Consider the following 24,556-nt stretch of genomic DNA (forward strand, 5'->3'; position numbering starts at 1 on the left):
CGAGGACGGTCTTGTGGCAGAAATTAAATATGTAACGGTGACGGCGCTGACGAAATACATTAAGCGCAAATTCGAAGTTGATCCGCATTTGCAAGATTTATGGATTAAAGGGGAAATTTCCAACTTTACGTATCATTCGCGTGGCCATATGTATTTTACGCTCAAAGACGAAAATGCGCGCATTCAAGCCGTCATGTTTGCGGGCTATAACCGTTATTTGGCGTTTCGGCCGGAGAACGGCATGAAAGTGCTTGTGCGCGGTGAAATTTCTGTCTACGAACCGAGCGGCAACTATCAAATTTATGTGAAAGAAATGCAGCCGGAAGGAATCGGGAACTTGTATTTGGCTTATGAACAGCTGAAACAGCGGCTCGAAGCAGAAGGATTGTTTTCCCCAGAGCATAAACAGCCGATCCCGTCTTTTCCGCGCTATATTGGGGTCGTCACATCGCCGACCGGAGCGGCGATCCGCGATATTGTCACAACAATTCGCCGCCGCTATCCGCTTGGGACGGTCATTTTGTTTCCATCGCTCGTTCAAGGCGAACATGCGGTCGATTCGATCGTCCGCTCGATTGAAAAAGCGAATGAACTCGGATATATCGATGTGCTGATCGTTGGCCGCGGCGGCGGGTCGATTGAAGAGCTTTGGGCGTTCAATGAAGAGCAGGTGGCGCGGGCGATTTTCGCTTCCCGCGTTCCGGTCATTTCGGCGGTCGGCCATGAAACGGACTTTACGATCGCCGATTTCGTTGCTGATTTGCGGGCGCCGACGCCAACCGGGGCGGCGGAATTAGCCGTGCCTCATGTCGCCGAATTGATCGAGCGGATGACGCAACGAAAAGTGCGATTGATTCGGGCGATGAAAGAAAAAATGGCAGCCGAATCCGAGCGGTTAAGCCGCCTGCAAAAATCGTATGCGTTTCGCTATCCGAAAAAACTGTACGAACAAAAAGAGCAGCAGCTGGACACACTTTTAGAACGGCTGAAGCGGCAAACCGAGCGGCTTTTCGAGCGAAAACGGGAGCGCTTCGAACAGCTTCACCTAAAGTTAGAGGCCCATCATCCAGCGGAACAGTTAGCAAAAATGGTGGAAAAACAACAAGCGCTGACAAAATCGTTAGAAAAAGAAATGCAGTCGCTTTTGAAACAAAAGCAATGGCAGTTTACCTCTCTTTTGTCGCAGCTTCATGCGTTAAGCCCGCTAAAAATCATGGAGCGCGGCTACAGCTTAGTCTATAATGAAAAAGAGGAATTAGTAAAAAGTGTTCGGCAAGTTCAGCCGGGAGATACGATTCAAGTGCGCTTGCAAGATGGGCGTCTTGATTGTCACGTATGGGGAATGGAGGAAGCGTTCGATGAGTGAAGAAAAAGAATTAACGTTTGAAGAAGCGATGAAACAGCTTGAAGAAATCGTGGAAAAATTAGAAGAAGGCAACGTTCCGCTTGAAAAGGCAATTTCGTTTTTTCAAGAAGGAATGCGTCTTTCCAAATGGTGCCATGATAAACTGCAACATGCCGAAAAACAAATGGAGTACATTTTGCGCGAAGACGGACAATTAGCGCCTTTCTCCATTGAGGAGGAATAACGGTGGTGGAGCAATTTTTACGGGAACATAAACAGCGCATCGAGGCACAACTTCCCCGCTATATCGCGGAATTGAACGCACCGGACACGTTGAAACAGGCGATGTTATACTCGCTTGAAGCAGGCGGAAAGCGCATCCGTCCGCTCCTTTTATTGGCGACGTTGCATGCGTTTCATAAAGAAACAGAAATTGGTCTACCGGTTGCCTGCGCCATTGAAATGATTCATACGTATTCGTTAATCCACGATGATTTGCCGAGCATGGATAACGACGATTTGCGGCGCGGAAAGCCGACAAACCATAAAGTATTCGGCGAAGCAATGGCAATTTTGGCGGGGGACGGATTGCTTACGTATGCGTTTCAAGTCATTGCCGATATGCCGGATGCGCAAGTGACGCCAGCGACTAAACTGACTCTGATCGCTGAACTTGCCAAAGCGGCAGGGCCCGAAGGAATGGTTGCCGGACAAGTGGCGGATATGGAAGGAGAAGGACAGCGGCTTTTGCTAGAAGAGTTGGAGTATATTCATCGTCATAAAACGGGGAAAATGCTCCAATATAGCGTGCTGGCCGGAGCGTTGTTAGCGGGGGCGAATGACGCGCAAAAAGCGAATTTAGATGCGTTTGCTTCGCATTTAGGGCTAGCGTTTCAAATCCGAGACGATATTCTTGATATTGAAGGATCAGAAGAAAAAATCGGCAAAAAAGTCGGTAGTGATATTGAAAATGAAAAAGTAACGTATCCGTTACTATTGACGATGGAAGGGGCTAAGGAAAAGCTAAACTTTCATATTGCAGAAGCAAAGCGCTATTTGCAAGCTGCGGACGTACAAGATGATGTATTGCGCTATATTTGCGATTTAGTCGCTACGCGCGATCATTAAACGCGGGTATGAGTAAAATGTTTGTGGGAGGAAGCTAAATCCTCTTCCATATGTTTCAAGGGGAGGTTTCCTTGAAAAGAAGGAGAGGTCGTTGCTGCTTCCCCGTTTCTTATGTTATAGTGAAAGAATGGAGGTCTGCCGTTATCACATTTGTGTTAGCGGCTCTTTTTTCGCTTGTGAGGAAAATAGCGGCGGAACATTTTTCTTTATTCATTTATCATGTATAATAACTAATATCTGTATTATATCAGGGCACTGAAAGTGAACGATAAAACGAAAGCGAGTGATCTCGTTTGAATTTAACTGAAATTAAAGATCCGCGCTTTTTAAAATCGCTGTCTAAAGAGCAGCTCATTCAGTTAAGCGCGGATATCCGGCAATTTTTAATTGAGAAGCTATCGAAAACAGGCGGACATATTGGACCGAATCTCGGGGTAGTGGAGTTGACGATTGCGCTTCATAAAGTATTTGATAGCCCGAAAGATAAATTGTTGTGGGATGTCGGTCATCAGTCGTATGTCCATAAAATTTTAACCGGGCGTGCGGGAGAGTTTGATACGTTAAGACAATATAAAGGGCTTTGCGGCTTTCCGAAACGAAGCGAAAGCGAGCATGATGTGTGGGAAACAGGACATAGCTCGACATCGTTATCAGCAGCGATGGGGATGGCGATTGCCCGCGATTTAAAAGGAACGAATGAGTACATCGTTCCAATTATCGGCGACGGAGCATTAACGGGCGGAATGGCGCTCGAAGCGCTTAACCATATCGGCCATGAGAAAAAAGATATGATCGTTGTGTTGAATGACAACGAAATGTCGATTGCGCCGAATGTCGGTGCGCTTCATAACGTGCTCGGCCGTTTACGGACCGCTGGAAAATATCAATGGGTGAAAGATGAACTAGAAATGCTGCTAAAAAAAATTCCAGCCGTCGGTGGGAAATTAGCAGCAACCGCCGAACGAATTAAAGATAGCCTAAAATATTTGCTCGTATCCGGCGTCTTTTTTGAAGAGCTTGGGTTCACGTATCTCGGACCGGTCAACGGTCATGATTTTGATGATTTATTCGAGAATTTACATTATGCGAAAAAAATTAAAGGACCTGTGTTGCTTCACGTTATCACGAAAAAAGGAAAAGGGTACCATCCGGCGGAAAATGACAAAATCGGAACGTGGCACGGAACAGGACCTTATAAAATTGAAACGGGCGACTTTTTAAAACCGGTCCACCAAGCGCCGTCTTGGAGTGAACTCATTAGCGAAACGGTGCGAAAGTTGGCACGCACGGACTCGCGTATTGTGGCGATTACTCCAGCGATGCCGGTCGGCTCGAAGCTAGAAGGATTTGCGAGCGAATTTCCAGACCGAATGTACGACGTCGGCATTGCAGAACAGCATGCGACGACGTTGGCCGCAGGGCTCGCTACACAAGGCATGAAGCCGTTTTTAGCGATTTACTCCACCTTTTTGCAGCGGGCGTATGACCAAGTTGTTCACGACGTCTGTCGGCAAAATTTAAACGTCTTTTTTGCGATCGACCGGGCTGGACTCGTTGGCGCAGACGGAGAAACGCACCAAGGGGTGTTTGATATTGCCTTTTTGCGCCACGTTCCAAATCTTGTTCTCATGATGCCGAAAGATGAGAATGAAGGACAGCATATGGTGTATACGGCGATTCAATACGACGATGGTCCGATTGCGCTTCGCTTTCCGCGCGGAAACGGCCTTGGCGTAAAAATGGACGACGAGCTTCGCACCATCCCGATCGGCACGTGGGAAGTGTTGCGTGAAGGACGGGACATTGCGATTTTAACGTTCGGAACGACGATTCCGATGGCGCTTGAGGCAGCGGAAAAATTAGCGAAAGAAAATGTTTCCGTCAAAGTCGTGAACGCCCGCTTTATTAAGCCGATGGACGAAACGATGCTGCATGAGTTGCTGGGAAGCAATATGCCGCTATTAACGATTGAAGAAGCGGCGTTACAAGGCGGCTTCGGTAGTGCGGTGCTCGAGTTTGCGCACGATCATGGCTACCATCAGGCGGTCATTCAGCGCATGGGCATTCCGGATCGTTTCATTGAACACGGAAGTGTAAAAGAATTGCTGCAAGAAATCGGCTTAACAACAGCACACGTCGTGGATCATGTGAAAACAATGATACCAAGAAAACAAAAAAGGGCATGAGCGATGAAAGGGAAAAAAGAACGACTTGATGTACTATTAGTTGAACGAGGATTGGCAGAAACGCGTGAAAAAGCGAAACGGGCGATTATGGCCGGGCTTGTTTACTCGAACGAAATGCGTCTAGACAAGCCCGGCGAGAAAGTGCCAGCGGACATCCCGCTGACGGTTAAAGGAAACGCAATGCCATATGTTAGCCGCGGCGGGTTAAAGCTAGAAAAAGCGTTGCGCACGTTTCATGTAACGGTCAAAGATAAAATTTTGTTAGACATCGGTGCATCGACAGGTGGTTTTACCGACTGCGCCTTGCAGCATGGAGCGAAAATGTCATATGCACTCGATGTCGGGTACAACCAGTTGGCATGGAAACTCCGTCAAGATGAGCGAGTCGTTGTGATGGAGCGGACGAACTTCCGCTACGTGACGCCGGCGCATTTTACGAAAGGTCTTCCGGAATTTGCGACGATCGATGTATCGTTCATTTCGCTTAAGCTCATTTTACCTGTTTTAAAAACGGTTCTCGTTCGAGGAAGTGATGTGATTGCACTTGTGAAGCCGCAGTTCGAAGCGGGAAAGGAACATGTCGGCAAAAAAGGGATTGTGCGCGAAGCAGCTATTCACGAATCGGTTCTCGTTTCGATGATTGAATTTGCGCTTCACGAAGGGTATGATGTGCTAGATTTAGCGCATTCACCGATTACTGGGGGAGATGGAAACATTGAATTTTTGCTTCATCTCCGCTGGGAAGGAGAAAAAGAAATCGGCGATAACAAGCTGTCTAAGCGGCCGGACGAAGTCGTCAAACAAGCGCACGAAAAGCTAACGAACGGAGAGCCGAGGGAATAACAAATGCGTTATTCCCGTTTTTATGATAAATACTGTGCGAGGTGTTAATGTTGAATAAAGGGCAACGCCATATTAAAATTCGTGAAATTATTACGAATTATGAAATTGAAACGCAAGATGAACTAGTTGATATGCTGAGGCAGGCGGGGTTTAACGTGACACAGGCGACCGTGTCAAGAGATATTAAAGAATTACAGCTTGTGAAAGTTCCGATGATGAATGGGCGTTATAAATATAGCCTTCCAGCTGATCAGCGGTTTAACCCGCTCCAAAAATTAAAGCGGGCGTTAATGGATGCATTTGTGAAAATTGACGGCGCCGGTCATTTGCTCGTCATGAAAACACTGCCGGGGAATGCTCATGCGATCGGTGCATTGCTCGATAATCTCGATTGGAATGAAATTGTTGGAACGATTTGCGGCGATGATACGTGTTTAATTATTTGCCGCACGCCAGAAGATACGGAAATCATTTCTCAGCGGTTGCTGGACATGCTATAGACATGAGGTGATTCCAACATGCTTGCGGAATTGTCCATTAAAAATTTTGCCATCATCGAATCGCTATCTATTTCCTTTGAAAAAGGATTGACGGTGTTAACTGGGGAAACCGGCGCTGGAAAATCGATCATTATTGATGCGATTCATCTACTCATTGGTGGACGTGGTTCGGCGGAGTTTGTCCGTTACGGGGAAGAACGCGCAGAAATTGAAGGACTATTTTTATTAGATGACGAAACGCATCCGTGTTATGAAAAATGTGCCGAAGTCGGCATTGACATCAGCGAAGGAATGGTCGTGTTGCGCCGCGAAATTTCCGTCAGCGGAAAAAGCGTTTGCCGCGTCAACGGAAAATTGGTGACCATGGCAGTATTGCGCGAAATCGGCTCAACGCTTGTCGATATTCATGGGCAACATGAACATCAAGAATTGATGGATCCTAGCAAACACCTTCCGTTATTGGACGAGTACGGCGGCAAAGAAATTAGTGCGGCGCTTGAGGAATACTGGGCCGTATATGAAAAATACGAGCAATTAAAAAAACAACTCCAAAAATTGAGCGAAAACGAACAACAAATGGCACACCGCTTAGATTTGTTAACGTTCCAGCTCGACGAAATTCAAAAAGCGAATTTGCAGCCGAACGAAGATGAGCAATTGATGGAAGAAAAAGTGAAAATCATGAACTTCCAAAAAATTTACGAAGCTCTCAAACGCAGTTATGAGGCGCTCTATGGCGAACAGCGCGGGCTTGACTGGGTCGGGCTGGCGATGAGCCATTTAGATGATGTCACCCATATCGATTCTACTTTAAAAGAGACATATGAAACAATTGCCAACAGCTATTATTTGTTGGAGGAAACGGCGTATAAACTGCGCGATGAACTAGAGCAATTGGAATACGATCCGAGTCGGCTTGATTTCATTGAAGGCCGGCTAAACGAAATCAGCCATTTAAAACGAAAATATGGGCAAACGGTAGCCGATATTTTACAATATGCAGAAAAAATTGCCGAAGAAATCGATTCGATCCAAAATCGCGACACCCGCATTCATCAGCTACAAAAAGAGCTGCAGTCCGTCACAGAAGATTTGCTAATTGAAGCGAAAAATGTCACGAACGTGCGGATGAAACACGCACAAACGCTTATTCAGCATATTCACCAAGAACTAAAAGATTTATACATGGAAAAAACGACATTTGATATTGTATTTACGAAGCGCGAAGGAACGTTCGATGCGCCAATCATCGATGGAGTGCCGGTAAAATTCCAAGCGGACGGAGTGGATATCGTCGAATTTTATCTTTCCACGAACGTCGGTGAGCCGCTGAAACCGCTTGTCAAAATCGCCTCTGGTGGGGAATTATCGCGCATTATGCTAGCGTTAAAAAGCATTTTCTCTCAGCATCAAGGTGTCACATCGATCATTTTTGACGAAGTCGACACCGGTGTGAGTGGTCGCGTCGCGCAAGCCATTGCCGAAAAAATTTACCGCGTGTCCATCGGTTCTCAAGTGCTTTGTATTTCTCATTTGCCACAAGTGGCCGCGATGGCGGATACGCACTTATTCATTTCGAAAGAAACAGACGGAAGCCGTACGAAAACGTCGGTTAAAGTGTTGACAGAGGAAGAAAAAATTAAAGAAATCGGCCGGATGATTTCCGGTGTCGAGATTACCGAATTAACAAAAGAACATGCCAAAGAACTACTTGAATTAGCAGCGAAAATAAAAGGATGAAAAGCTATCCATTGTGGGTAGCTTTTTTTATGGTCGGCACGATTATATTTATGACGATTAAGGCAAAATTAAAACTGTAGCCGCAAATGTAGGTGGGAGCGAGGAGAGTGAAAAGGTTTGATCGCAGAAACAATAAGAAAAATGGTAGGGGTCTTTCTCCTTGTTTCATTTGTCGTGATTAGTATGTCAAAACCGGTCAAAGAGTATTTGCGACTTCCAAAGGAAATTGTTATGTTTGAAGGAGAAAAAGTGAGCTTCGCTTCTGCCTTTCCTGTTCATGCAGAAATGAAAGATACTTCTCGTTCGATTGATGTCACTAAGACAGAGGACTCGCTTTCACTCGAAGCGAAGCAGCGCGATGAAGGGCAAATGATTTTAAACATGGGAGGAGTGCCGATTAAGCAAGTCGATATTAAGGTACTCCCGAACTTAAAGGTCATTCCGGGTGGACAGTCGATCGGGGTGAAATTAAATACATTAGGTGTTCTCGTCGTTGGCTATCACCTTGTCGAAACGGAAGATGGGAAAAAATCGCCAGGAGAATTGGCAGGGATTCGAGTAGGGGATATTATTACGAACGTAAATGGAAAAGAAATCGAAAAAATGAGCGACCTTTCGCCATTTATTGAAGAGGCGGGAAAAACAGGACAACCGCTTCAACTACAACTTCTTCGTGATCAGCGTTCGATTGCAACAAAGCTGACGCCGTTAAAGGATAAACAGGATCATGCGTATCGCATCGGCTTATATATCCGCGATTCAGCCGCCGGCATTGGAACGATGACATTTTATGATCCCGCTTCCAAAAAATACGGAGCGCTTGGACATGTTATTTCCGACATGGATACACGAAAACCGATTGTTGTGCAAGACGGGCAAATTATGAAATCGACCGTCACCTCCATCGAAAAAGGAAGCAGTGGGAATCCTGGAGAAAAATTGGCGAGATTTTCAGCTGATAAAGAAGTGATCGGCAACATTACGAACAACAGCCCGTTCGGCATTTTCGGTACGTTATCGAAACCAATACAAAATGGGTTGTTTGATGAACCGATGCCGATTGCGCTATCGCATCAAGTAAAAGAAGGACCAGCAAAAATGTTGACGGTCATCGAAAACGATAAAGTAGAGGCGTTTGACATTGAGATCGTCAGCTCGATTCCGCAAAAATTTCCGGCCACGAAAGGACTTGTCATTCGGGTGACCGACCCTCGTTTATTAAAAAAGACAGGGGGAATTGTCCAAGGAATGAGCGGTAGCCCGATCATCCAGGACGGAAAACTTGTCGGTGCCGTCACACACGTTTTTGTCAACGATCCGACGTCAGGATACGGCGTGCATATCGAATGGATGTTGAACGAAGCAGGCATTGATATATATGGGAAGCAAAACCGAAAAGCGAGCTGAAAATGCTCGCTTTTTTAGCAAAAAAGTTAATATTTTTTCGCTCTTCGCATAGATATTTGTTGAACGATTCGATAAAATAGTATCATAAAGATTTTTCGACAAAGAAACACATAGAAATTCGTCGAACATGGATGATTTTTGTTGAATTTTAAAAAAATACTTATTTTTGAAAAAATAAAGGATTTTCGGTGGCTGTGTCGAATGGATTTAGGTAGAATATTACATAAAATGAAACGATCAATTGGAAGTGGGGAGGAAGATTTTCTTGAAGATTAAAGTGTGTATTGCGGATGATAATCGTGAATTGGTAAGTCTATTGGAAGAATATATTTCCGGTCAAAATGATATGGAAGTCATCGGCGTCGCATATAACGGTCAAGACTGTTTATATATGCTCGAAGAGAAGCAGCCGGATATTTTGTTGTTGGATATTATTATGCCTCATTTAGACGGATTGGCTGTTCTTGAAAAAATGCGAATGAAGCGGGAAAAGCAGCCACATGTTATCATGCTGACGGCGTTCGGTCAAGAAGATGTCACGAAAAAAGCGGTCGATTTAGGGGCGTCTTATTTTATCTTAAAGCCGTTTGATATGGAAAACTTAGTTCATCACATTCGTCAAGTGTACGGAAAAGCAACGCCGGTTGTGAAAAAAGCGCCTGTTGCGTATCAAGTGCGTGAAAGCAAACCGAAAAATTTGGATGCAAGCATTACGAGCATCATTCATGAAATTGGTGTACCAGCACACATTAAAGGATATTTATATTTGCGTGAAGCGATTTCGATGGTATACAACGACATCGAACTGCTTGGATCGATTACGAAAGTATTGTACCCAGATATCGCGAAAAAATATAATACAACCGCTAGCCGCGTCGAGCGGGCAATTCGCCACGCAATTGAAGTCGCATGGAGCCGCGGCAATCTCGAATCCATCTCTTCCTTATTCGGTTACACCGTCAGCATCTCCAAAGCCAAACCGACGAACAGTGAGTTCATCGCGATGGTGGCGGATAAATTGCGGCTTGAGCATAAAGCGTCGTAAAAGTGTAGCGATTGTATGTTTTTTTCAGACAACGCACGATTGGTTGGAAGCCAAGAAGAAAAAGGTAGTCCTCGTGGGCTACCTTTCGTCTTTTTTCTTTTCTAGTTCCATCAGCTTTTGCATTAAGATATGTTGCGGCATGTGCATCACTTGTTCAAGCGGAACGCCGAGCGCTTTCGCGAGCTTTTGCGCCGTTTCCAATGAAATTTGATGCGGACGCATGTAGATCACCTCTTTTTCCAAACAAGGTAGAAATTTTTTAGTTAGACGCATATAATTTTACTATGTTTTCGTTTGTAGAGGAAAGGGGCAGAAGCATGACAAAAATTTTTGCGCACCGCGGCGCAGCCGGCACGCATCCGGAAAATACGATGATTGCCTTTTATGAAGCGGAACGCGTCGGAGCGGACGGTATTGAGTTAGACGTGCAAATGACAAAAGACGGGGCGCTTGTCGTCATTCATGACGAAACGGTCGATCGAACAACTGATGGAACAGGCTGGGTAAAAGATTTGACGTACCGTGACTTACAATCGTTGAATGCGGGATATAAATTTGTTGAACAATATCAAACGTGCCGCATTCCACTGCTTGAAGAAGTATTGGCATGGATTTCTGGCACCTCTTTGTTATTAAACATCGAACTGAAAAACGGGCTCATTGCTTATGAAAGACTGGAGGAAAAAGTGATCGACATGGTGAAACATTATCGACTCGAACCGCGCGTCATTTTTTCCTCTTTCAACCATAATAGCATGGCTCGTTGTCGCCAACTCGCACCAACGATCGAAACGGCGCTTTTGTATATGGAATCGCTTTATCAGCCGTGGCAATATGTGCGCTTGCTAGGAGCGAGCGGACTTCATCCGTATTACCGTACCGTATCGGAATCGTTTGTCCGCGAAGCGCATCTTCATCACGTACACGTGCGACCGTTTACGATTAATAGCGAAGAAGCAATGAAAACGATGTTCCGCTACCAAGTCGATGCCATTTTTACCGATTATCCTGAAAAAGCAAAGCAAATAAAAAAACAGCCTGAACGGTGATGTTCAGGTCATTTTTTTTGGAATCTCGGCTGCACTTTATTCCGTTTCCGGTCGCGGTGAAAAATAAACCCTCCGATAAATCCTAACCCGAGTACGAAAAAAATGAATCCACATAAAAACTGCAGCCAAAGAAACGGAACGGGCGGGTGTAAAATTCCAAACAACGTATCACGCATCCATTTAATTCCTAATGCAGCAATAAATCCGGGAATAAGCAAAATAATAAGAGCAATCAATCGTTGCATAGCGGCATAGTCCTTTCACGTAGAAAAATCATTTCATGAAAAATGTTAACTGTTTCGTTGAATTTGTCAAGAAATATCGGTATGATAAAACTGTCTGCAAAAAATTGCATTGTCTAAAGGTGAAGGAAATGAAAAAAGTGCTCATTGTTGGCGCTGGAAAAGGCGGAACCGCGTTATTGAAAATGTTCCAGCAAACGACGATTATGGAGGTTGTAGCGGTTGTTGACCGCAATAAACGCGCACCAGGATTAGAGTTAGCCGCGACGATGAATATCCCAACGGGAAGCGATTGGCGCCCGTTTTTAATGAATGACATCGACATCGTCATTGAAGCGACAGGAGAAAAAGACGTATTCGAAGAAATTCGCAAAAAGCGGCAAAAAAACACCGTCGTGATCCCAGGAGAAGTCGCATATATTATCGCTGAGCTCGTCGAAGAAAAGGAAGCGCTCATTGCCACGTTAAAAAGCGAAACGGCGCGCCGCGATTTAATTTTTAATTCGACGCATGACGGTATGATTGTAGTGGATGAATTTGCGTATATTACGCATATGAATGATAGCGCTGCGTTCATGATTGAAGTGGACAAGCATGAAGCAATCGGAAAACACATTTTACAAATCATTCCATCAAGTGGGCTGCCACGTGTATTAAAGACGAAACAAATCGAGCTACATCAAGAGCTGGAGTTGGAAAACGGTCGGAAAATTATTACGACGCGCATTCCGATGACCGACGAATCAGGCAGGCTGCTTGGCGCGTTAGCCGTTTTTAAAGATGTAACGGAAGTGATGCAGCTAGCAGAAGAGCTCACCAACTTAAAAGAAATTCGCATGATGTTAGAAGCGATCATTCATTCGTCAGAAGAAGCGATTTCGGTCGTTGACGAGCATGGCAACGGCATTTTAATCAACCCGGCGTATACGCGCATTACTGGTTTATCAGAAGAAGAAGTCATCGGCAAACCAGCAACTGCCGACATTTCTGAAGGCGAAAGCATGCATATGCAAGTGTTAAAAACGCGCAAGCCTGTCCGTGGTGTACGTATGAAAGTCGGACCGAAAAATCGCGATGTTATTGTCAATGTTGCACCGATCATTGTTGATGGCACACTAAAGGGAAGCGTCGGCATCATTCATGACGTGTCAGAAATTCAGCGCTTGACGAACGAGCTCAACCGGGCGCGGCAAATTATTCGCACACTTGAAGCGAAATATTCATTTGCCGATATTATCGGGACCTCGGAAGAGATGATGGTCGCCATCGAACAAGCGAAACTGGCAGCGAAAACGCCCGCAACGATTTTATTGCGCGGGGAATCGGGAACAGGGAAAGAATTATTTGCCCATGCGATTCATAACGCGAGCGACCGAAAATACAACAAATTTATTCGCGTCAACTGTGCAGCCATTTCTGAATCATTGCTAGAAAGTGAATTGTTTGGTTATGAAGAAGGGGCGTTTTCCGGGGCGAAACGAGGCGGCAAACGAGGATTATTTGAAGAAGCAAATAACGGCAGCATTTTTCTTGATGAAATCGGGGAACTTTCCGCCAATACGCAAGCAAAACTACTGCGCGTTCTGCAAGAGCGAGAGATCGTCCGCGTCGGCGGCACAAAACCGATCCCCATTAACGTGCGCATCATTGCTGCGACAAATGTTAATTTGGAAAAAGCGATTGCCGACGGAACGTTTCGGGAAGATTTATATTATCGGCTTAATCGGATGCCGATCCACATTCCGCCACTAAGAGCACGCAAACAGGATATCCCGGCACTATGCCAGCATTTAATTCATAAACTGAATCAAGATTACGGAAGGAATGTGGAAGGGCTAACGGAAGCGGCGCTTCGCTATCTTTCTTCCTATGATTGGCCTGGCAATGTTCGCGAATTGGAAAACGTATTAGGGCGAGCGATGATTTTTATGAAATTTAACGAAATATGGATCGATGTTCATCATATTCCGCCATTGCAAATACTGCAAGACACTAAAGCGAAAGAGGTGATAAATGGCGAAGAATTGCGGCCGCTTGAAGAAATGCTTGAGAAGTACGAGGCCCAAATTATCGAGGCAGCATTGCGCGAATGCCGTGGGAACAAAACCGCTACGGCCAAACGGTTGAACATTTCGATTCGCAATCTTTATTACAAACTAGAAAAGTATGGACTTGCAAAAAAATACATGCAATAATTTGCGTATCGTGCAAAAAAATGCAGAGGAAAAATAAAGCGTTTTCAATGTTAACAACGACAAAAATACCGTTTTTCTTTTTTCGCTGAGTATTTTATTTGTTGGCACGATTTTTGCATTATACTACAATGACCGAAAAAATGATCAAAAAGGGGTTGGATCCATGACATGAAGCTGCAATCACTAGTAGACAAAGCAACCCAATATTCCGATATGACGGTAGCTGTCGCTGCAGCGGAAGACGAAGAAGTGATCGAGGCAGTGATGATGGCTTTGGACCATCAGTTTGGTCGGTTTATTTTGTACGGAGATCGCGAACGTATTTCGCAATTGTTAAAGCAAAAAAACGAAAACTATGCAAAAAATCACAAAATTAAAATCGTTCATACGAATTCGGTCGCACAAGCAGCGGAACTCGCTGTCAAAGCGGTTCATTTGAACGAAGCGAACGTTTTAATGAAAGGCAATATTCCAACAGCGACGATTTTAAAAGCTGTTCTTCATAAAGAATATGGTTTGCGCACAGGCAATGTGTTGTCGCATGTCGCCGTATTTGAAGTACCGAACTACGATCGATACATTATCGTAACGGATGCAGCGATGAATATCGCTCCTGATTTAGAACAAAAAATGCAAATTATTGCAAATGCTGTAGCTGTTGCGAAAGCGATTGGAATCGAGATGCCAAAAGTCGCTCCGTTAGCAGCAGTCGAAGTCGTCAATCCAGCGATGGCGGCAACGATTGATGCCGCAGCGCTGACGATGATGAACGAGCGTGGCCAGATTAAAGGTTGCGTTGTGAATGGGCCGCTGGCGCTTGACAACGCGGTGTCGCAACTTGCGGCAGAGCATAAAGGTATTACGAGCGAAGTCGCGGGAAAAGCGGATATTTTGCTCGTCCCTGATATTGAAGCAGGAAATATTTTGTATAAGTCGCTCATTTATTTTGCGAATGCAAAAGTAGGCGCGGTGATCGCGGGGGCGAAAGCGCCGATCGTTCTCACGTCGCGAGCCGATTCAGCGGAAAGCAAACTTTATTCGCTAGCGCTTGCGGTTTGTTCCGCGTCTAAATAAATACATCGAAAAGAAACTTGGGGAGGAAGACAACATGGAAATCTTCAAATACATGGAACAATACGATTATGAGCAATTATTGTTTTGCCAAGACAAAGAATCAGGATTAAAAGCGATTATCGCGATTCACGATACAACGCTCGGACCGGCATTAGGCGGTACCCGCATGTGGATGTATGAATCGGAGGAAGCAGCGATTGAAGATGCACTTCGCCTTGCGCGCGGCATGACGTACAAAAACGCTGCCGCCGGCCTCAACCTTGGCGGTGGAAAAACGGTGATTATCGGCGACCCGCGCAAAGATAAAAACGAAGCGATGTTCCGCGCGTTTGGCCGCTTCATCCAAGGCTTAAACGGTCGCTATATTACAGCGGAGGACGTTGGCACAACGGTTGCGGACATGGACATTATTTACCAAGAAACAGATTATGTCACAGGCATTTCGCCGGAGTTCGGTTCGTCCGGCAACCCGTCTCCAGTGACGGCATATGGCGTCTATCGCGGTATGAAAGCAGCGGCAAAAGAAGCGTTTGGCAGCGATTCGTTGGAAGGAAAAACGATTGCGGTTCAAGGTGTCGGCAACGTGGCGTACAACTTATGCCGCCACCTTCATGAAGAAGGGGCGAAACTGATCGTCACAGACATTAACAAAGAAGCGGTACAGCGCGTTGTCGAAGAATTTAGCGCGAAAGCGGTCGACCCGAACGACATTTACGGCGTAGATTGCGATATTTTCGCTCCTTGTGCGCTTGGCGGGATTATTAACGACCAAACAATTCCGCAATTGAAAGCAAAAGTCATCGCAGGGGCGGCGAACAACCAATTGCGCGAAGCAAGACACGGCGATATTATTCACGAAATGGGCATCGTGTATGCGCCTGACTACGTGATCAACGCAGGCGGTGTCATCAACGTCGCGGACGAATTATATGGCTACAACCGTGAACGTGCAATGAAAAAAGTAGAGCAAATTTACAATAACATTGAAAAAGTATTGGAAATCGCGAAACGCGACAACATTCCGACATATAAAGCAGCGGACCGCTTAGCGGAAGAACGCATTGAAACGATGCGGAAATCACGCAGCCAATTTTTGCAAAACGGCCATCACATTTTAAGCCGTCGTCGAGGCCGTTAAATACGGACAGTGAAAGCGGGAATAATTATTCTCGCTTTCACTTATAAAAATGGAGGGTAGAAACGTTGCAGGAAAAAGAATTTCGCATCTTAGTCATTAACCCAGGATCTACTTCAACGAAAATCGGGGTATTTGATAACGAACGTTCCATTTTTGAAAAAACGATTCGTCATGATACTGAGCAGCTGCAACAATATAAATCGATCATTGACCAATACGAATTTCGGAAACACACGATTTTAGCAGCGCTTGATGAAGAAGGAATCAACATTTCGAAACTAAGTGCAGTGTGCGGCCGCGGAGGGCTATTGCGTCCGATTGAAGGGGGCACATACCGTGTAAATGAACAAATGTTAGCTGATTTGCGCAAAGGTTATGCCGGCCAGCACGCTTCCAATCTTGGCGGCATTTTAGCTCATGAAATCGCTACGGCGCTCAATATCCCGGCGTTTATCGTTGATCCGGTCGTCGTCGATGAACTTGACCCAATCGCTCGTATTTCTGGGTTTTCGCTCATTGAGCGGAAAAGCATTTTCCATGCATTGAACCAAAAAGCGGTCGCCCGTCGCGTCGCAAAACAGCTCGGAAAAAAATATGAAGAAATAAATCTAATTGTCGTGCACATGGGCGGCGGGATTACCGTCGGCGCCCATAAACGAGGCCGCGTTGTCGACGTCAACAATGGCTTGGACGGCGAAGGGCCATTCAGCCCAGAAAGAGCCGGGACAGTGCCGGCAGGAGACCTCGTTTCGTTATGTTTTTCAGGGGAATATTATCGGGAAGAAATCATGAAAATGCTTGTTGGTCAAGGCGGATTAGTCGGCTATCTTGGGACGAACGATGCGGTGAAGGTCGAAAAAATGATTGAAGCTGGCGATAAAAAGGCAAAGCTCGTTTATCGTGCTATGGCGTATCAAGTCGCGAAAGAAATCGGAGCGGCCAGCGCCGTTTTAGCTGGAAAAGTCGATGCGATCGTGTTGACGGGCGGGCTTGCTTACGGAAAAGAATTTGTGAAGGAAATTACCGACCGGGTCAAATGGATTGCCGAAGTCATTGTGCAACCGGGGGAAAACGAATTGCAAGCGCTCGCGGAAGGAGCGTTGCGCGTGTTACGCGGTGAAGAGAAGGAAAAAGAATATCCAGGCAATTTTGTTGCAACGAAAATGATGTAGGGGAAAGGGGCAAACAGAATGGCAAAGGAGTACGATCTCGTCATATTAGGCGGCGGTACAGGTGGCTATGTTGCGGCGATTCGTGCGGCGCAATTAGGCTTAAAAACAGCCGTTGTCGAAAAAGGAAAGCTCGGCGGAACGTGCTTGCACGCAGGCTGCATTCCAAGTAAAGCGTTGCTTCGCAGCGCTGAAGTGTACGCGCAAACGAAAGAAAGCGAAAAATTTGGCGTTTTAGTGGGCGCTGTCCAAATCGACTTTGCAAAAGTGCAAGCGCGGAAAAATAGTATTGTTGAGCAACTACATAAAGGCGTTCAACATTTAATGAAAAAAGGGAAAATTGATGTTTATGAAGGAACAGGCCGCATTTTAGGCCCATCGATTTTCTCGCCGATGCCAGGGACGATTTCTGTTGAAATGAACGATGGCAGTGAAAATGAAATGCTCGTTCCGAAAAACGTCATCATCGCAACGGGCTCTCGTCCGCGCACATTGCCGGGGCTTGACATTGATGGACAATTCGTCATTACTTCGGATGAAGCGTTGCAACTAGAAACGCTACCGGCATCGATCATTATCGTCGGTGGCGGCGTCATCGGGATCGAATGGGCTTCGTTGCTTAACGATTTTGGCGTACAAGTAACGGTGCTTGAATATGCAGACCGCATTTTGCCGACGGAAGACCGCGACGTATCGAAAGAAGTCGAAAAACTATTGAAAAAGCGCGGCATCCACATCGTCACGAACGCCAAAGTATTGCCGGAAACGCTTGAAAAAGGAAACGGCGTCACCATTCAAGCAGAACATAAAGGAGAGCGAAAAGCGTTTACAGCAGAAAAAATGCTTGTTTCGGTCGGCCGCCAAGCGAATATCGAAGGCATCGGCTTAGAAAATACAGATATTGTCGTGGAAAAAGGGTTTATTCAAACGAATGAATTTTATCAAACGAAAGAATCGCATATTTATGCCATTGGCGACGTCATCGGCGGATTGCAGCTTGCCCATGTTGCTTCCCATGAAGGGATTGTCGCCGTTGAGCACATCGCCGGCCAAAACCCAGCGCCGATTGATTACACAATGATTTCAAAATGCGTATACAGCCGTCCAGAAGTGGCGAGCGTCGGCTTAACGGAAGAGGAAGCGAAAGAAAAAGGCTACGACGTCAAAATCGGCAAATTCCCGTTTAAAGCGATTGGAAAAGCGCTCGTATTCGGCGAAGCGGAAGGATTCGTAAAAATCATCGCAGACCAAAACACGAACGATTTATTAGGCGTTCATATGGTTGGTCCGCATGTCACGGACATGATTTCTGAAGCTGGTCTTGCCCGCGTGTTAGATGCGACCCCTTGGGAAATAGCGCATACGATCCATCCGCATCCGACGTTATCCGAAGCAATGATGGAAGCGGCGTTAGCGGTTGACGGTAAAGCGATTCATTTTTAAGCGAATAATAAGGAGGTTTTGTCGATGGCAGAAAATCGTCATCAAGCGTTAGGCTTAAGCGATGAAACGGTATTGGAAATGTATGAAACGATGCTTTTGGCCCGAAAAATCGATGAGCGTATGTGGTTGTTAAACCGTGCAGGGAAAATCCCGTTTGTCATTTCTTGTCAAGGTCAAGAAGCAGCACAAGTTGGGGCGGCATTCGCATTAGACCGTACGAAAGACTACGTATTACCTTACTATCGCGATATGGGCGTCGTTTTGACGTTCGGTATGACGCCGACAGAATTGATGCTTTCCGCGTTTGCGAAAGCAGAAGATCCAAACTCTGGTGGCCGCCAAATGCCAGGTCACTTCGGGAAAAAGAAAAATCGCATCGTTACAGGTTCTTCACCGGTGACAACCCAAGTGCCGCATGCCGTCGGAATTGCGTTGGCAGCGAAAATGGAGAAAAAAGATTTCATTTGCTTTGTAACGTTCGGTGAAGGTTCTTCGAACCAAGGCGATTTCCATGAAGGGGCCAACTTTGCCGGCGTTCATAAATTGCCGGTCATCTTTATGTGCGAAAACAACAAATACGCTATTTCTGTTCCGATCGAAAAACAGTTAGCGTGTGAAAAAGTTTCCGACCGCGCGATCGGGTACGGCATGCCAGGCTATACAGTAGACGGAAACGATCCACTCGAAGTATATAAAGTTGTGAAAGAAGCAGCTGATCGTGCGCGTCGCGGCGAAGGTCCGACATTGATCGAAACGGTTTCTTATCGGCTAACGGCTCACTCTTCGGACGACGATGATCGCGTGTACCGTACGCCGGAAGAATTGGCGGAGGCGCGCGCGAAAGATCCGATCATTTCATTTGCGAACTACTTAAAAGAAGTCGGCGTGTTAACAGAAGAATTGGAAAAAGACATTCATGACCGCGTCATGAAACAAGTGAACGAAGCGACTGATTACGCGGAAAAAGCGCCATACGCTGAGCCTGAACATGCATTAAAGTACGTATACGCTGAGAAGTAAGGGGGAACTATACATGCCAGTCATTTCATATATTGATGCCGTTACGATGGCGATTCGTGAAGAAATGGAACGCGACCCGCGTGTCTTTGTATTAGGGGAAGACGTCGGCAAAAAAGGCGGGGTGTTTAAAGCAACGCAAGGGCTGTACGAGCAATTTGGCGAAGAGCGCGTCATCGATACGCCGTTGGCGGAGTCGGCCATTGTCGGTGTTGGCATCGGTGCGGCGATGTACGGATTGCGTCCGATTGCGGAAATTCAATTCGCTGACTTTATTATGCCGGCGGTCAACCAAATTATTTCGGAAGCGGCCCGGATTCGCTACCGTTCGAACAACGACTGGAACTGCCCGATCGTCATTCGTGCCCCATACGGTGGCGGCGTTCACGGGGCGCTTTACCACTCTCAATCGGTTGAAGCGGTGTTTGCGAACCAACCAGGGTTAAAAATTGTCATGCCATCGACTCCTTATGATGTGAAAGGGTTGTTAAAAGCAGCGATTCGCGATGAAGATCCGGTCTTATTCTTTGAGCATAAACGCGCGTACCGCTTAATTAAAGGCGAAGTTCCTGAAGATGATTACGTGTTGCCAATCGGGAAAGCGGATGTCAAACGTGAAGGAGAAGACATTACCGTCATCACGTACGGTTTATGCGTGCACTTTGCGCTTCAAGCCGCAGAGCGTGTGGCCCAAGACGGCATTTCCGCTCATGTATTAGATTTGCGCACCGTTTATCCGTTAGATAAAGAAGCGATCATCGAAGCGGCTAGAAAAACGGGAAAAGTGCTTCTTGTCACGGAAGATACTAAAGAAGGAAGCGTCATGAGCGAAGTGGCAGCGATTATTGCGGAGCATTGTTTATTCGACTTAGATGCGCCAATTATGCGCCTTGCTGGTCCCGATGTTCCAGCGATGCCGTATGCGCCGACAATGGAGAAATTCTTTATGGTCAACCCTGACAAAGTCGAAAAAGCAATGCGGGAATTAGCTGCGTTTTAATACAAAAAGCGGAGGCGAGCGCTTAATGCCGAAGGAAAATTTCTAGAAGGAGTTGCGAGCTGAGCTAGACAATAAGCAAAGCGGAGGCTGATGCCAAAACAAAAAAACAGCCTCGATCCTCACGCAAGTTTAGTAGCTTTTAGTCAAGATAGGAGGACGAAAACAGTAATTTTTAAAATATACAAAAGTGTTTAAATGTTATAAAATATAGACATGAAACACTATAAACCAAAAGAATTTGCAGAAATGTTACATGTGTCGGTAAAAACGCTGCAAAGATGGGATAACGAAGGCGTATTGAAAGCTTACCGAAACCCAAAAGGAAGGAGATATTATACAGAAGAACAGTACAGAGAGTATATGGGGATTCCAAAGGAAAATCAAGTAGGTAAGACAGTCATATACGCCAGAGTGTCAAACAAAGGTCAAAAAGACGATTTAGAAAATCAAGTCGAGTTTTTAAGGCAATACGCTAACGCAAAAGGAATGATTGTGGACGAAGTTGTAACAGATATTGGTAGCGGCTTAAACTACAAAAGAAAGCATTGGAATCGATTGATTGAAGCATGTGTAGATGGAAAGGTTTCAACCATTCTTATTGCACATAAAGACAGATTCGTTCGATTCGGCTATGAGTGGTTCGAACAATTTCTTGATAAATTAGGTGTAAAAATCATTGTAATCAACAACGAGAAATTGTCACCGCAAGAAGAATTGGTTCAAGACTTGATTTCAATTATTCATGTGTTTAGCTGTCGGGTTGATGGTTTGAGAAAGTACAAAGACAAAATGAAGGAAGATCAGTTATGAAAAAAGCTTATTTTGTTGAAATCAAACCGACAACCGAACAAGCGATCAAAATAAACAAAACGATTGGTGTTTGTCGTTACGTGTATAACTTTTACATTTCAAAAAACAAGGAAATATACGAACAAGAAAAGCGATTCATGAGTGGGTACGAGTTTGATAAATGGCTCAATAACGTACACACAAAACAACAAGACCAATGGATGAAAGACGTATCGACAAAGGCTGTCAAGCAGTCGATTATGAACGCAGAAAAAGCGTTTCAACGCTTTTTTCAAGGGAAAACGGGATTCCCTCGATACAAACGGAAAAAAGACCAAGACGTCAAATGTTATTTTCCTCGAAACAATAAGACGGATTGGACAGTCGAACGACATCGCATCAAAATTCCAACCATCGGTTGGGTTCGGTTAAAAGAATATGGGTATATTCCAAAACATGCAGTCGTCCGAAGTGGGACGGTGTCGAAAAAAGCAGGACGATATTTTGTATCTGTTCTTTGTGAAGTGGAAGATGTCAAACCGAATGTTCCGCTTCAATCAACAGGGATCGGCATTGATTTAGGTATTAAAACATTTGCTGTTTGCAGCGATGGCAGAGTGTTTCAAAACATCAACTACACACAAAAAGTTAGGAAGTTGAAAAAGAAATTAAGGCGAGAACAACGCTCCTTATCTCGCAAATACGAAAATCTAAAGAAGAGAGGTGAAAAGCCTGCTACGAAAAGAGGAGCGAATATAGACAAAAATATTTTTAGGGTGCAAAAGCTCCATGCTCGATTGGCGAATATTCGCTTGGAGTACGTGAAGTTCGTAGCGAATGAAGTGGCGAAAACCAAGCCACGATACGTCGTCATCGAGGACTTGAACGTCAAAGGGATGATGAAAAACCGCCATTTGGCTAGATCCATTGCAGAACAATGTTTTTATACGTTTCAAACATGGCTCATTCATAAATGCAAAAAATATGGCATTGAAGTAAGACAAGTCAGTCGATTTTATCCATCGTCGAAAATGTGTTCTCGTTGTGGGCATATGAAAAAAGACCTCCAGTTATCGGATCGGATATATGTTTGTGATGGTTGTGGTCATACGATGGATAGAGACCTTAATGCGGCAACATCCCTTTTACGTGCAACAGACTATATCGTTCTCACGTAAGGAGGACGGTATGATACCGATGGCTAGTCGGGAATTAACGCCTGTGGAGAGCCATACAAACGATAGTAGCCTTTTGGCGAGGTCGGGTTCGTTGAAGCAGGAACACTCTAAAAATATAGCTTTGTCTATATTTTTAGTAGCAGGTCATCAATGTGGCAATTGAACAACTGACTATGCCTCAGCTCGGTGAAAGCGTCACCGAGGGTACGATCAGCAAATGGCTTGTTTCTGTCGGCGACAAAGTGAATAAATATGATCCGATCGCGGAAGTGATGACAGATAAAGTAAATGCAGAAATTCCTTCTTCTTTTACAGGCGTCATTAAAGAAATCATAGCCAAAGAAGGTGAAACATTTCCGGTTGGCGCGGTCATCTGCACGATGGAAGTAGAAGGAGAAGCTCCGGCAGCAGAAACAAAACAAGCAGATGCGCCAAAAGCAGAATCAACAGTAACTGCAGCTCCAGCACCGAAAAAACAAGCAGGAGAACGTGGGCGCTATTCACCAGCTGTTCTTCGCTTAGCGCAAGAGCACAATATCGACCTTACGCAAGTGCAAGGTACAGGTGTAGGCGGCCGCATTACCCGTAAAGATTTATTGAAATTAATCGAGTCCGGCAATATTCCAACGGCTGACCAAACACCGGCGGCACAATCAGCGCAAGCTCAGTCAGCTGCTGCACCGGTACCAAAAGCAGAAGCGCCTGTACAAGCAGCGCCAAAACAACAAGCAATTCCGAACGTTCCTGTCCAAGCAGGCGACATCGAAATTCCGGTTACCCCTGTTCGCAAAGCGATCGCAACGAATATGCTCCGCAGCAAGCATGAAGCGCCGCACGCATGGACGATGGTCGAAGTCGATGTCACGAACTTAGTGGCGTACCGCGATTCAATTAAAGACGAATTTAAGAAACGCGAAGGATTTAACTTAACATATTTTGCGTTCTTCGTTAAAGCGGTTGCGCAAGCGTTAAAAGAATTCCCGCAAATCAACTCGATGTGGGCGGGCGATAAAATCGTTCAGAAAAAGGACATTAACATTTCGATTGCGGTTGCGACTGATGATGCGCTATTTGTTCCCGTCATTAAACATGCCGACGAAAAATCAATCAAAGGCATCGCCCGTGAAATTGCCGAGTTAGCGGCGAAAGTGCGTGCCGGCAAATTGCGTCCAGAAGATATGCAAGGCGGCACATTCACGGTGAACAATACCGGCTCCTTCGGTTCCGTACAATCAATGGGCATTATCAACTATCCACAAGCAGCGATTTTGCAAGTCGAATCGATTGTCAAACGTCCGGTTGTCAAAGACGGCATGATCGCGATTCGCGACATGGTCAATTTATGCTTATCGCTTGACCATCGCGTCCTTGACGGCTTAATTTGCGGCCGCTTCTTAGCGCGCGTCAAAGAAATTTTAGAGAACGTTTCAAAAGACAATACGCCGATTTATTAATAAACAAAAAAGGGTTCAGCAACTAAGTCTGAACCCTTTTTGTCTATAGTCAGAGCTCTTCTTAACTAGAGAAGAAATCAGCCTTTGATTTTGTCGATAAGCTAGAGTAAGTTCTTGTAGCTGGATATAGAGCGCTTAATTTAATGTATTAAAACATAGGGACATCAGATTAAATTTTAGGGCTGTACCTTTATAACATAATCGAAGTATGAGCTCCATTTAATCCAATAATCTGTTGGTGTATTAGACCATGTGTCGTGCAAAATGATTTGACGATACCAAGTTAGTTTGTCTGTGTCATAATATTCCTCATATCCTACACCTGTCATTGCATGATCTCCCCATACAGGGTGATTGTCTGTAGTTACCCAATCAGGTCTACCTGCATCAATTTCATTTTTATGTGTACTGAATGAGCCAGTGTAACTAGTAACTGTAGCACTATACCCTTTTGCACTCCAATAGCTCTTCATACCAGAAACCATATTTGTAACAGATGTTCCACCAGTATCACGATTTGTTTTCATATAAGTTGCTAAGCTGTCAATTAATTGATTCGTAGTTGTTGAACTTGAAACTAGATTTGGGTAACCATTATTGTCCCAATACTTTAC

Annotated in this window: 22 protein-coding genes and 1 pseudogene; 20 read left to right on the top strand and 3 right to left on the bottom strand. The window is 45.2% G+C overall.

Annotated elements, in window-relative coordinates; all coding sequences use genetic code 11:
- The first annotated feature begins 13 nt into the window (after positions 1-13).
- The 9 genes from xseA to spo0A all read left to right on the top strand — a co-directional run bounded on the left by xseA (position 14) and on the right by spo0A (position 10,194).
- Positions 14-1,366: an exodeoxyribonuclease VII large subunit gene (xseA, locus tag M4I42_RS03695; RefSeq protein ID WP_268850897.1), complete on the top strand. Its 1,353-nt coding sequence runs from the start codon at positions 14-16 to the stop codon at positions 1,364-1,366.
- Positions 1,359-1,589, top strand: a complete 231-nt coding sequence (locus tag M4I42_RS03700) for an exodeoxyribonuclease VII small subunit (RefSeq protein ID WP_268850898.1) — start codon at positions 1,359-1,361, stop codon at positions 1,587-1,589. Before xseA ends, M4I42_RS03700 begins: the two co-directional genes overlap by 8 nt.
- 5 nt (positions 1,590-1,594) lie before the next feature.
- The gene (locus tag M4I42_RS03705) at positions 1,595-2,473 is read left to right on the top strand and encodes a polyprenyl synthetase family protein (protein ID WP_328284584.1); all 879 of its coding nucleotides are present in this window, start codon (positions 1,595-1,597) and stop codon (positions 2,471-2,473) included.
- A gap of 293 nt (positions 2,474-2,766) precedes the next feature.
- The gene (gene dxs / locus M4I42_RS03710; protein ID WP_268850899.1) at positions 2,767-4,659 is read left to right on the top strand and encodes a 1-deoxy-D-xylulose-5-phosphate synthase; all 1,893 of its coding nucleotides are present in this window, start codon (positions 2,767-2,769) and stop codon (positions 4,657-4,659) included.
- Between the two features lie 3 nt (positions 4,660-4,662).
- Positions 4,663-5,502 carry a TlyA family RNA methyltransferase gene (locus tag M4I42_RS03715; RefSeq protein ID WP_268850900.1) on the top strand — a complete coding sequence of 280 codons (840 nt, stop codon included), beginning with the start codon at positions 4,663-4,665 and terminating at the stop codon, positions 5,500-5,502.
- A gap of 50 nt (positions 5,503-5,552) precedes the next feature.
- Positions 5,553-6,002 carry a transcriptional regulator AhrC/ArgR gene (gene ahrC / locus M4I42_RS03720; RefSeq protein ID WP_268850901.1) on the top strand — a complete coding sequence of 150 codons (450 nt, stop codon included), beginning with the start codon at positions 5,553-5,555 and terminating at the stop codon, positions 6,000-6,002.
- 18 nt (positions 6,003-6,020) lie between these two features.
- On the top strand, positions 6,021-7,742 hold the full coding sequence (gene recN / locus M4I42_RS03725; protein ID WP_268850902.1) for a DNA repair protein RecN: 1,722 nt from the start codon (positions 6,021-6,023) through the stop codon (positions 7,740-7,742).
- Positions 7,743-7,859: 117 nt separating this feature from the next.
- Entirely contained in the window at positions 7,860-9,149 is a 1,290-nt protein-coding gene (gene spoIVB / locus M4I42_RS03730; protein WP_268850903.1) for a SpoIVB peptidase, read from the top strand.
- A gap of 265 nt (positions 9,150-9,414) precedes the next feature.
- The gene (gene spo0A, locus M4I42_RS03735; RefSeq protein ID WP_268850904.1) at positions 9,415-10,194 is read left to right on the top strand and encodes a sporulation transcription factor Spo0A; all 780 of its coding nucleotides are present in this window, start codon (positions 9,415-9,417) and stop codon (positions 10,192-10,194) included.
- Between the two features lie 78 nt (positions 10,195-10,272).
- Here the strand turns inward: spo0A and M4I42_RS03740 are convergent, their stop codons facing one another.
- A complete protein-coding gene (locus M4I42_RS03740) occupies positions 10,273-10,416 on the bottom strand; it encodes a YycC family protein (protein ID WP_268850905.1) in 144 nt (47 codons plus the stop codon).
- Positions 10,417-10,511: 95 nt separating this feature from the next.
- Here M4I42_RS03740 and M4I42_RS03745 point away from each other — a divergent pair, with 95 nt between their 5' ends.
- Positions 10,512-11,243 carry a glycerophosphodiester phosphodiesterase gene (locus tag M4I42_RS03745; protein WP_268850906.1) on the top strand — a complete coding sequence of 244 codons (732 nt, stop codon included), beginning with the start codon at positions 10,512-10,514 and terminating at the stop codon, positions 11,241-11,243.
- Between the two features lie 8 nt (positions 11,244-11,251).
- Here M4I42_RS03745 and M4I42_RS03750 read toward each other — a convergent pair whose 3' ends face one another.
- Positions 11,252-11,488 carry a DUF2627 domain-containing protein gene (locus M4I42_RS03750; protein WP_268850907.1) on the bottom strand — a complete coding sequence of 79 codons (237 nt, stop codon included), beginning with the start codon at positions 11,486-11,488 and terminating at the stop codon, positions 11,252-11,254.
- Positions 11,489-11,616: 128 nt separating this feature from the next.
- Here M4I42_RS03750 and M4I42_RS03755 point away from each other — a divergent pair, with 128 nt between their 5' ends.
- From M4I42_RS03755 to M4I42_RS03800, 10 genes are all read left to right on the top strand, one after another.
- Positions 11,617-13,680 (top strand): sigma 54-interacting transcriptional regulator, encoded by a 2,064-nt coding sequence (locus M4I42_RS03755; protein WP_268850908.1) that lies wholly within the window; start codon positions 11,617-11,619, stop codon positions 13,678-13,680.
- A 168-nt stretch (positions 13,681-13,848) separates the two neighbouring features.
- A complete protein-coding gene (gene yqiS, locus M4I42_RS03760; protein WP_268850909.1) occupies positions 13,849-14,754 on the top strand; it encodes a phosphate butyryltransferase in 906 nt (301 codons plus the stop codon).
- Between the two features lie 34 nt (positions 14,755-14,788).
- Complete coding sequence (bcd, locus tag M4I42_RS03765) at positions 14,789-15,892, top strand: branched-chain amino acid dehydrogenase (protein WP_268850910.1); 1,104 nt, start codon at positions 14,789-14,791, stop codon at positions 15,890-15,892.
- A gap of 65 nt (positions 15,893-15,957) precedes the next feature.
- A complete protein-coding gene (gene buk / locus M4I42_RS03770) occupies positions 15,958-17,064 on the top strand; it encodes a butyrate kinase (protein WP_268850911.1) in 1,107 nt (368 codons plus the stop codon).
- Between the two features lie 18 nt (positions 17,065-17,082).
- Positions 17,083-18,504 (top strand): dihydrolipoyl dehydrogenase, encoded by a 1,422-nt coding sequence (gene lpdA / locus M4I42_RS03775; protein WP_268850912.1) that lies wholly within the window; start codon positions 17,083-17,085, stop codon positions 18,502-18,504.
- A gap of 24 nt (positions 18,505-18,528) precedes the next feature.
- On the top strand, positions 18,529-19,524 hold the full coding sequence (locus M4I42_RS03780) for a thiamine pyrophosphate-dependent dehydrogenase E1 component subunit alpha (protein ID WP_268850913.1): 996 nt from the start codon (positions 18,529-18,531) through the stop codon (positions 19,522-19,524).
- Positions 19,525-19,537: 13 nt separating this feature from the next.
- Positions 19,538-20,521: an alpha-ketoacid dehydrogenase subunit beta gene (locus tag M4I42_RS03785; RefSeq protein WP_268850914.1), complete on the top strand. Its 984-nt coding sequence runs from the start codon at positions 19,538-19,540 to the stop codon at positions 20,519-20,521.
- A 213-nt stretch (positions 20,522-20,734) separates the two neighbouring features.
- A complete protein-coding gene (locus M4I42_RS03790) occupies positions 20,735-21,331 on the top strand; it encodes an IS607 family transposase (RefSeq protein ID WP_328284583.1) in 597 nt (198 codons plus the stop codon).
- A complete protein-coding gene (locus M4I42_RS03795; protein WP_268850915.1) occupies positions 21,328-22,488 on the top strand; it encodes an RNA-guided endonuclease InsQ/TnpB family protein in 1,161 nt (386 codons plus the stop codon). The genes M4I42_RS03790 and M4I42_RS03795 overlap by 4 nt, the downstream gene beginning before the upstream one ends.
- Positions 22,489-22,640: 152 nt before the next feature.
- Positions 22,641-23,942 (top strand): dihydrolipoamide acetyltransferase family protein, encoded by a 1,302-nt coding sequence (locus M4I42_RS03800; RefSeq protein WP_268850916.1) that lies wholly within the window; start codon positions 22,641-22,643, stop codon positions 23,940-23,942.
- 176 nt (positions 23,943-24,118) lie between these two features.
- On the opposite strand, the pseudogene M4I42_RS03805 reads toward M4I42_RS03800, so the two are convergent.
- Positions 24,119-24,556: pseudogene (locus M4I42_RS03805) on the bottom strand (C39 family peptidase); the annotation flags it as partial.

This window comes from Anoxybacillus sp. J5B_2022 (assembly GCF_026847645.1).
Taxonomy (GTDB): Bacteria; Bacillota; Bacilli; order Bacillales; family Anoxybacillaceae; genus Anoxybacteroides.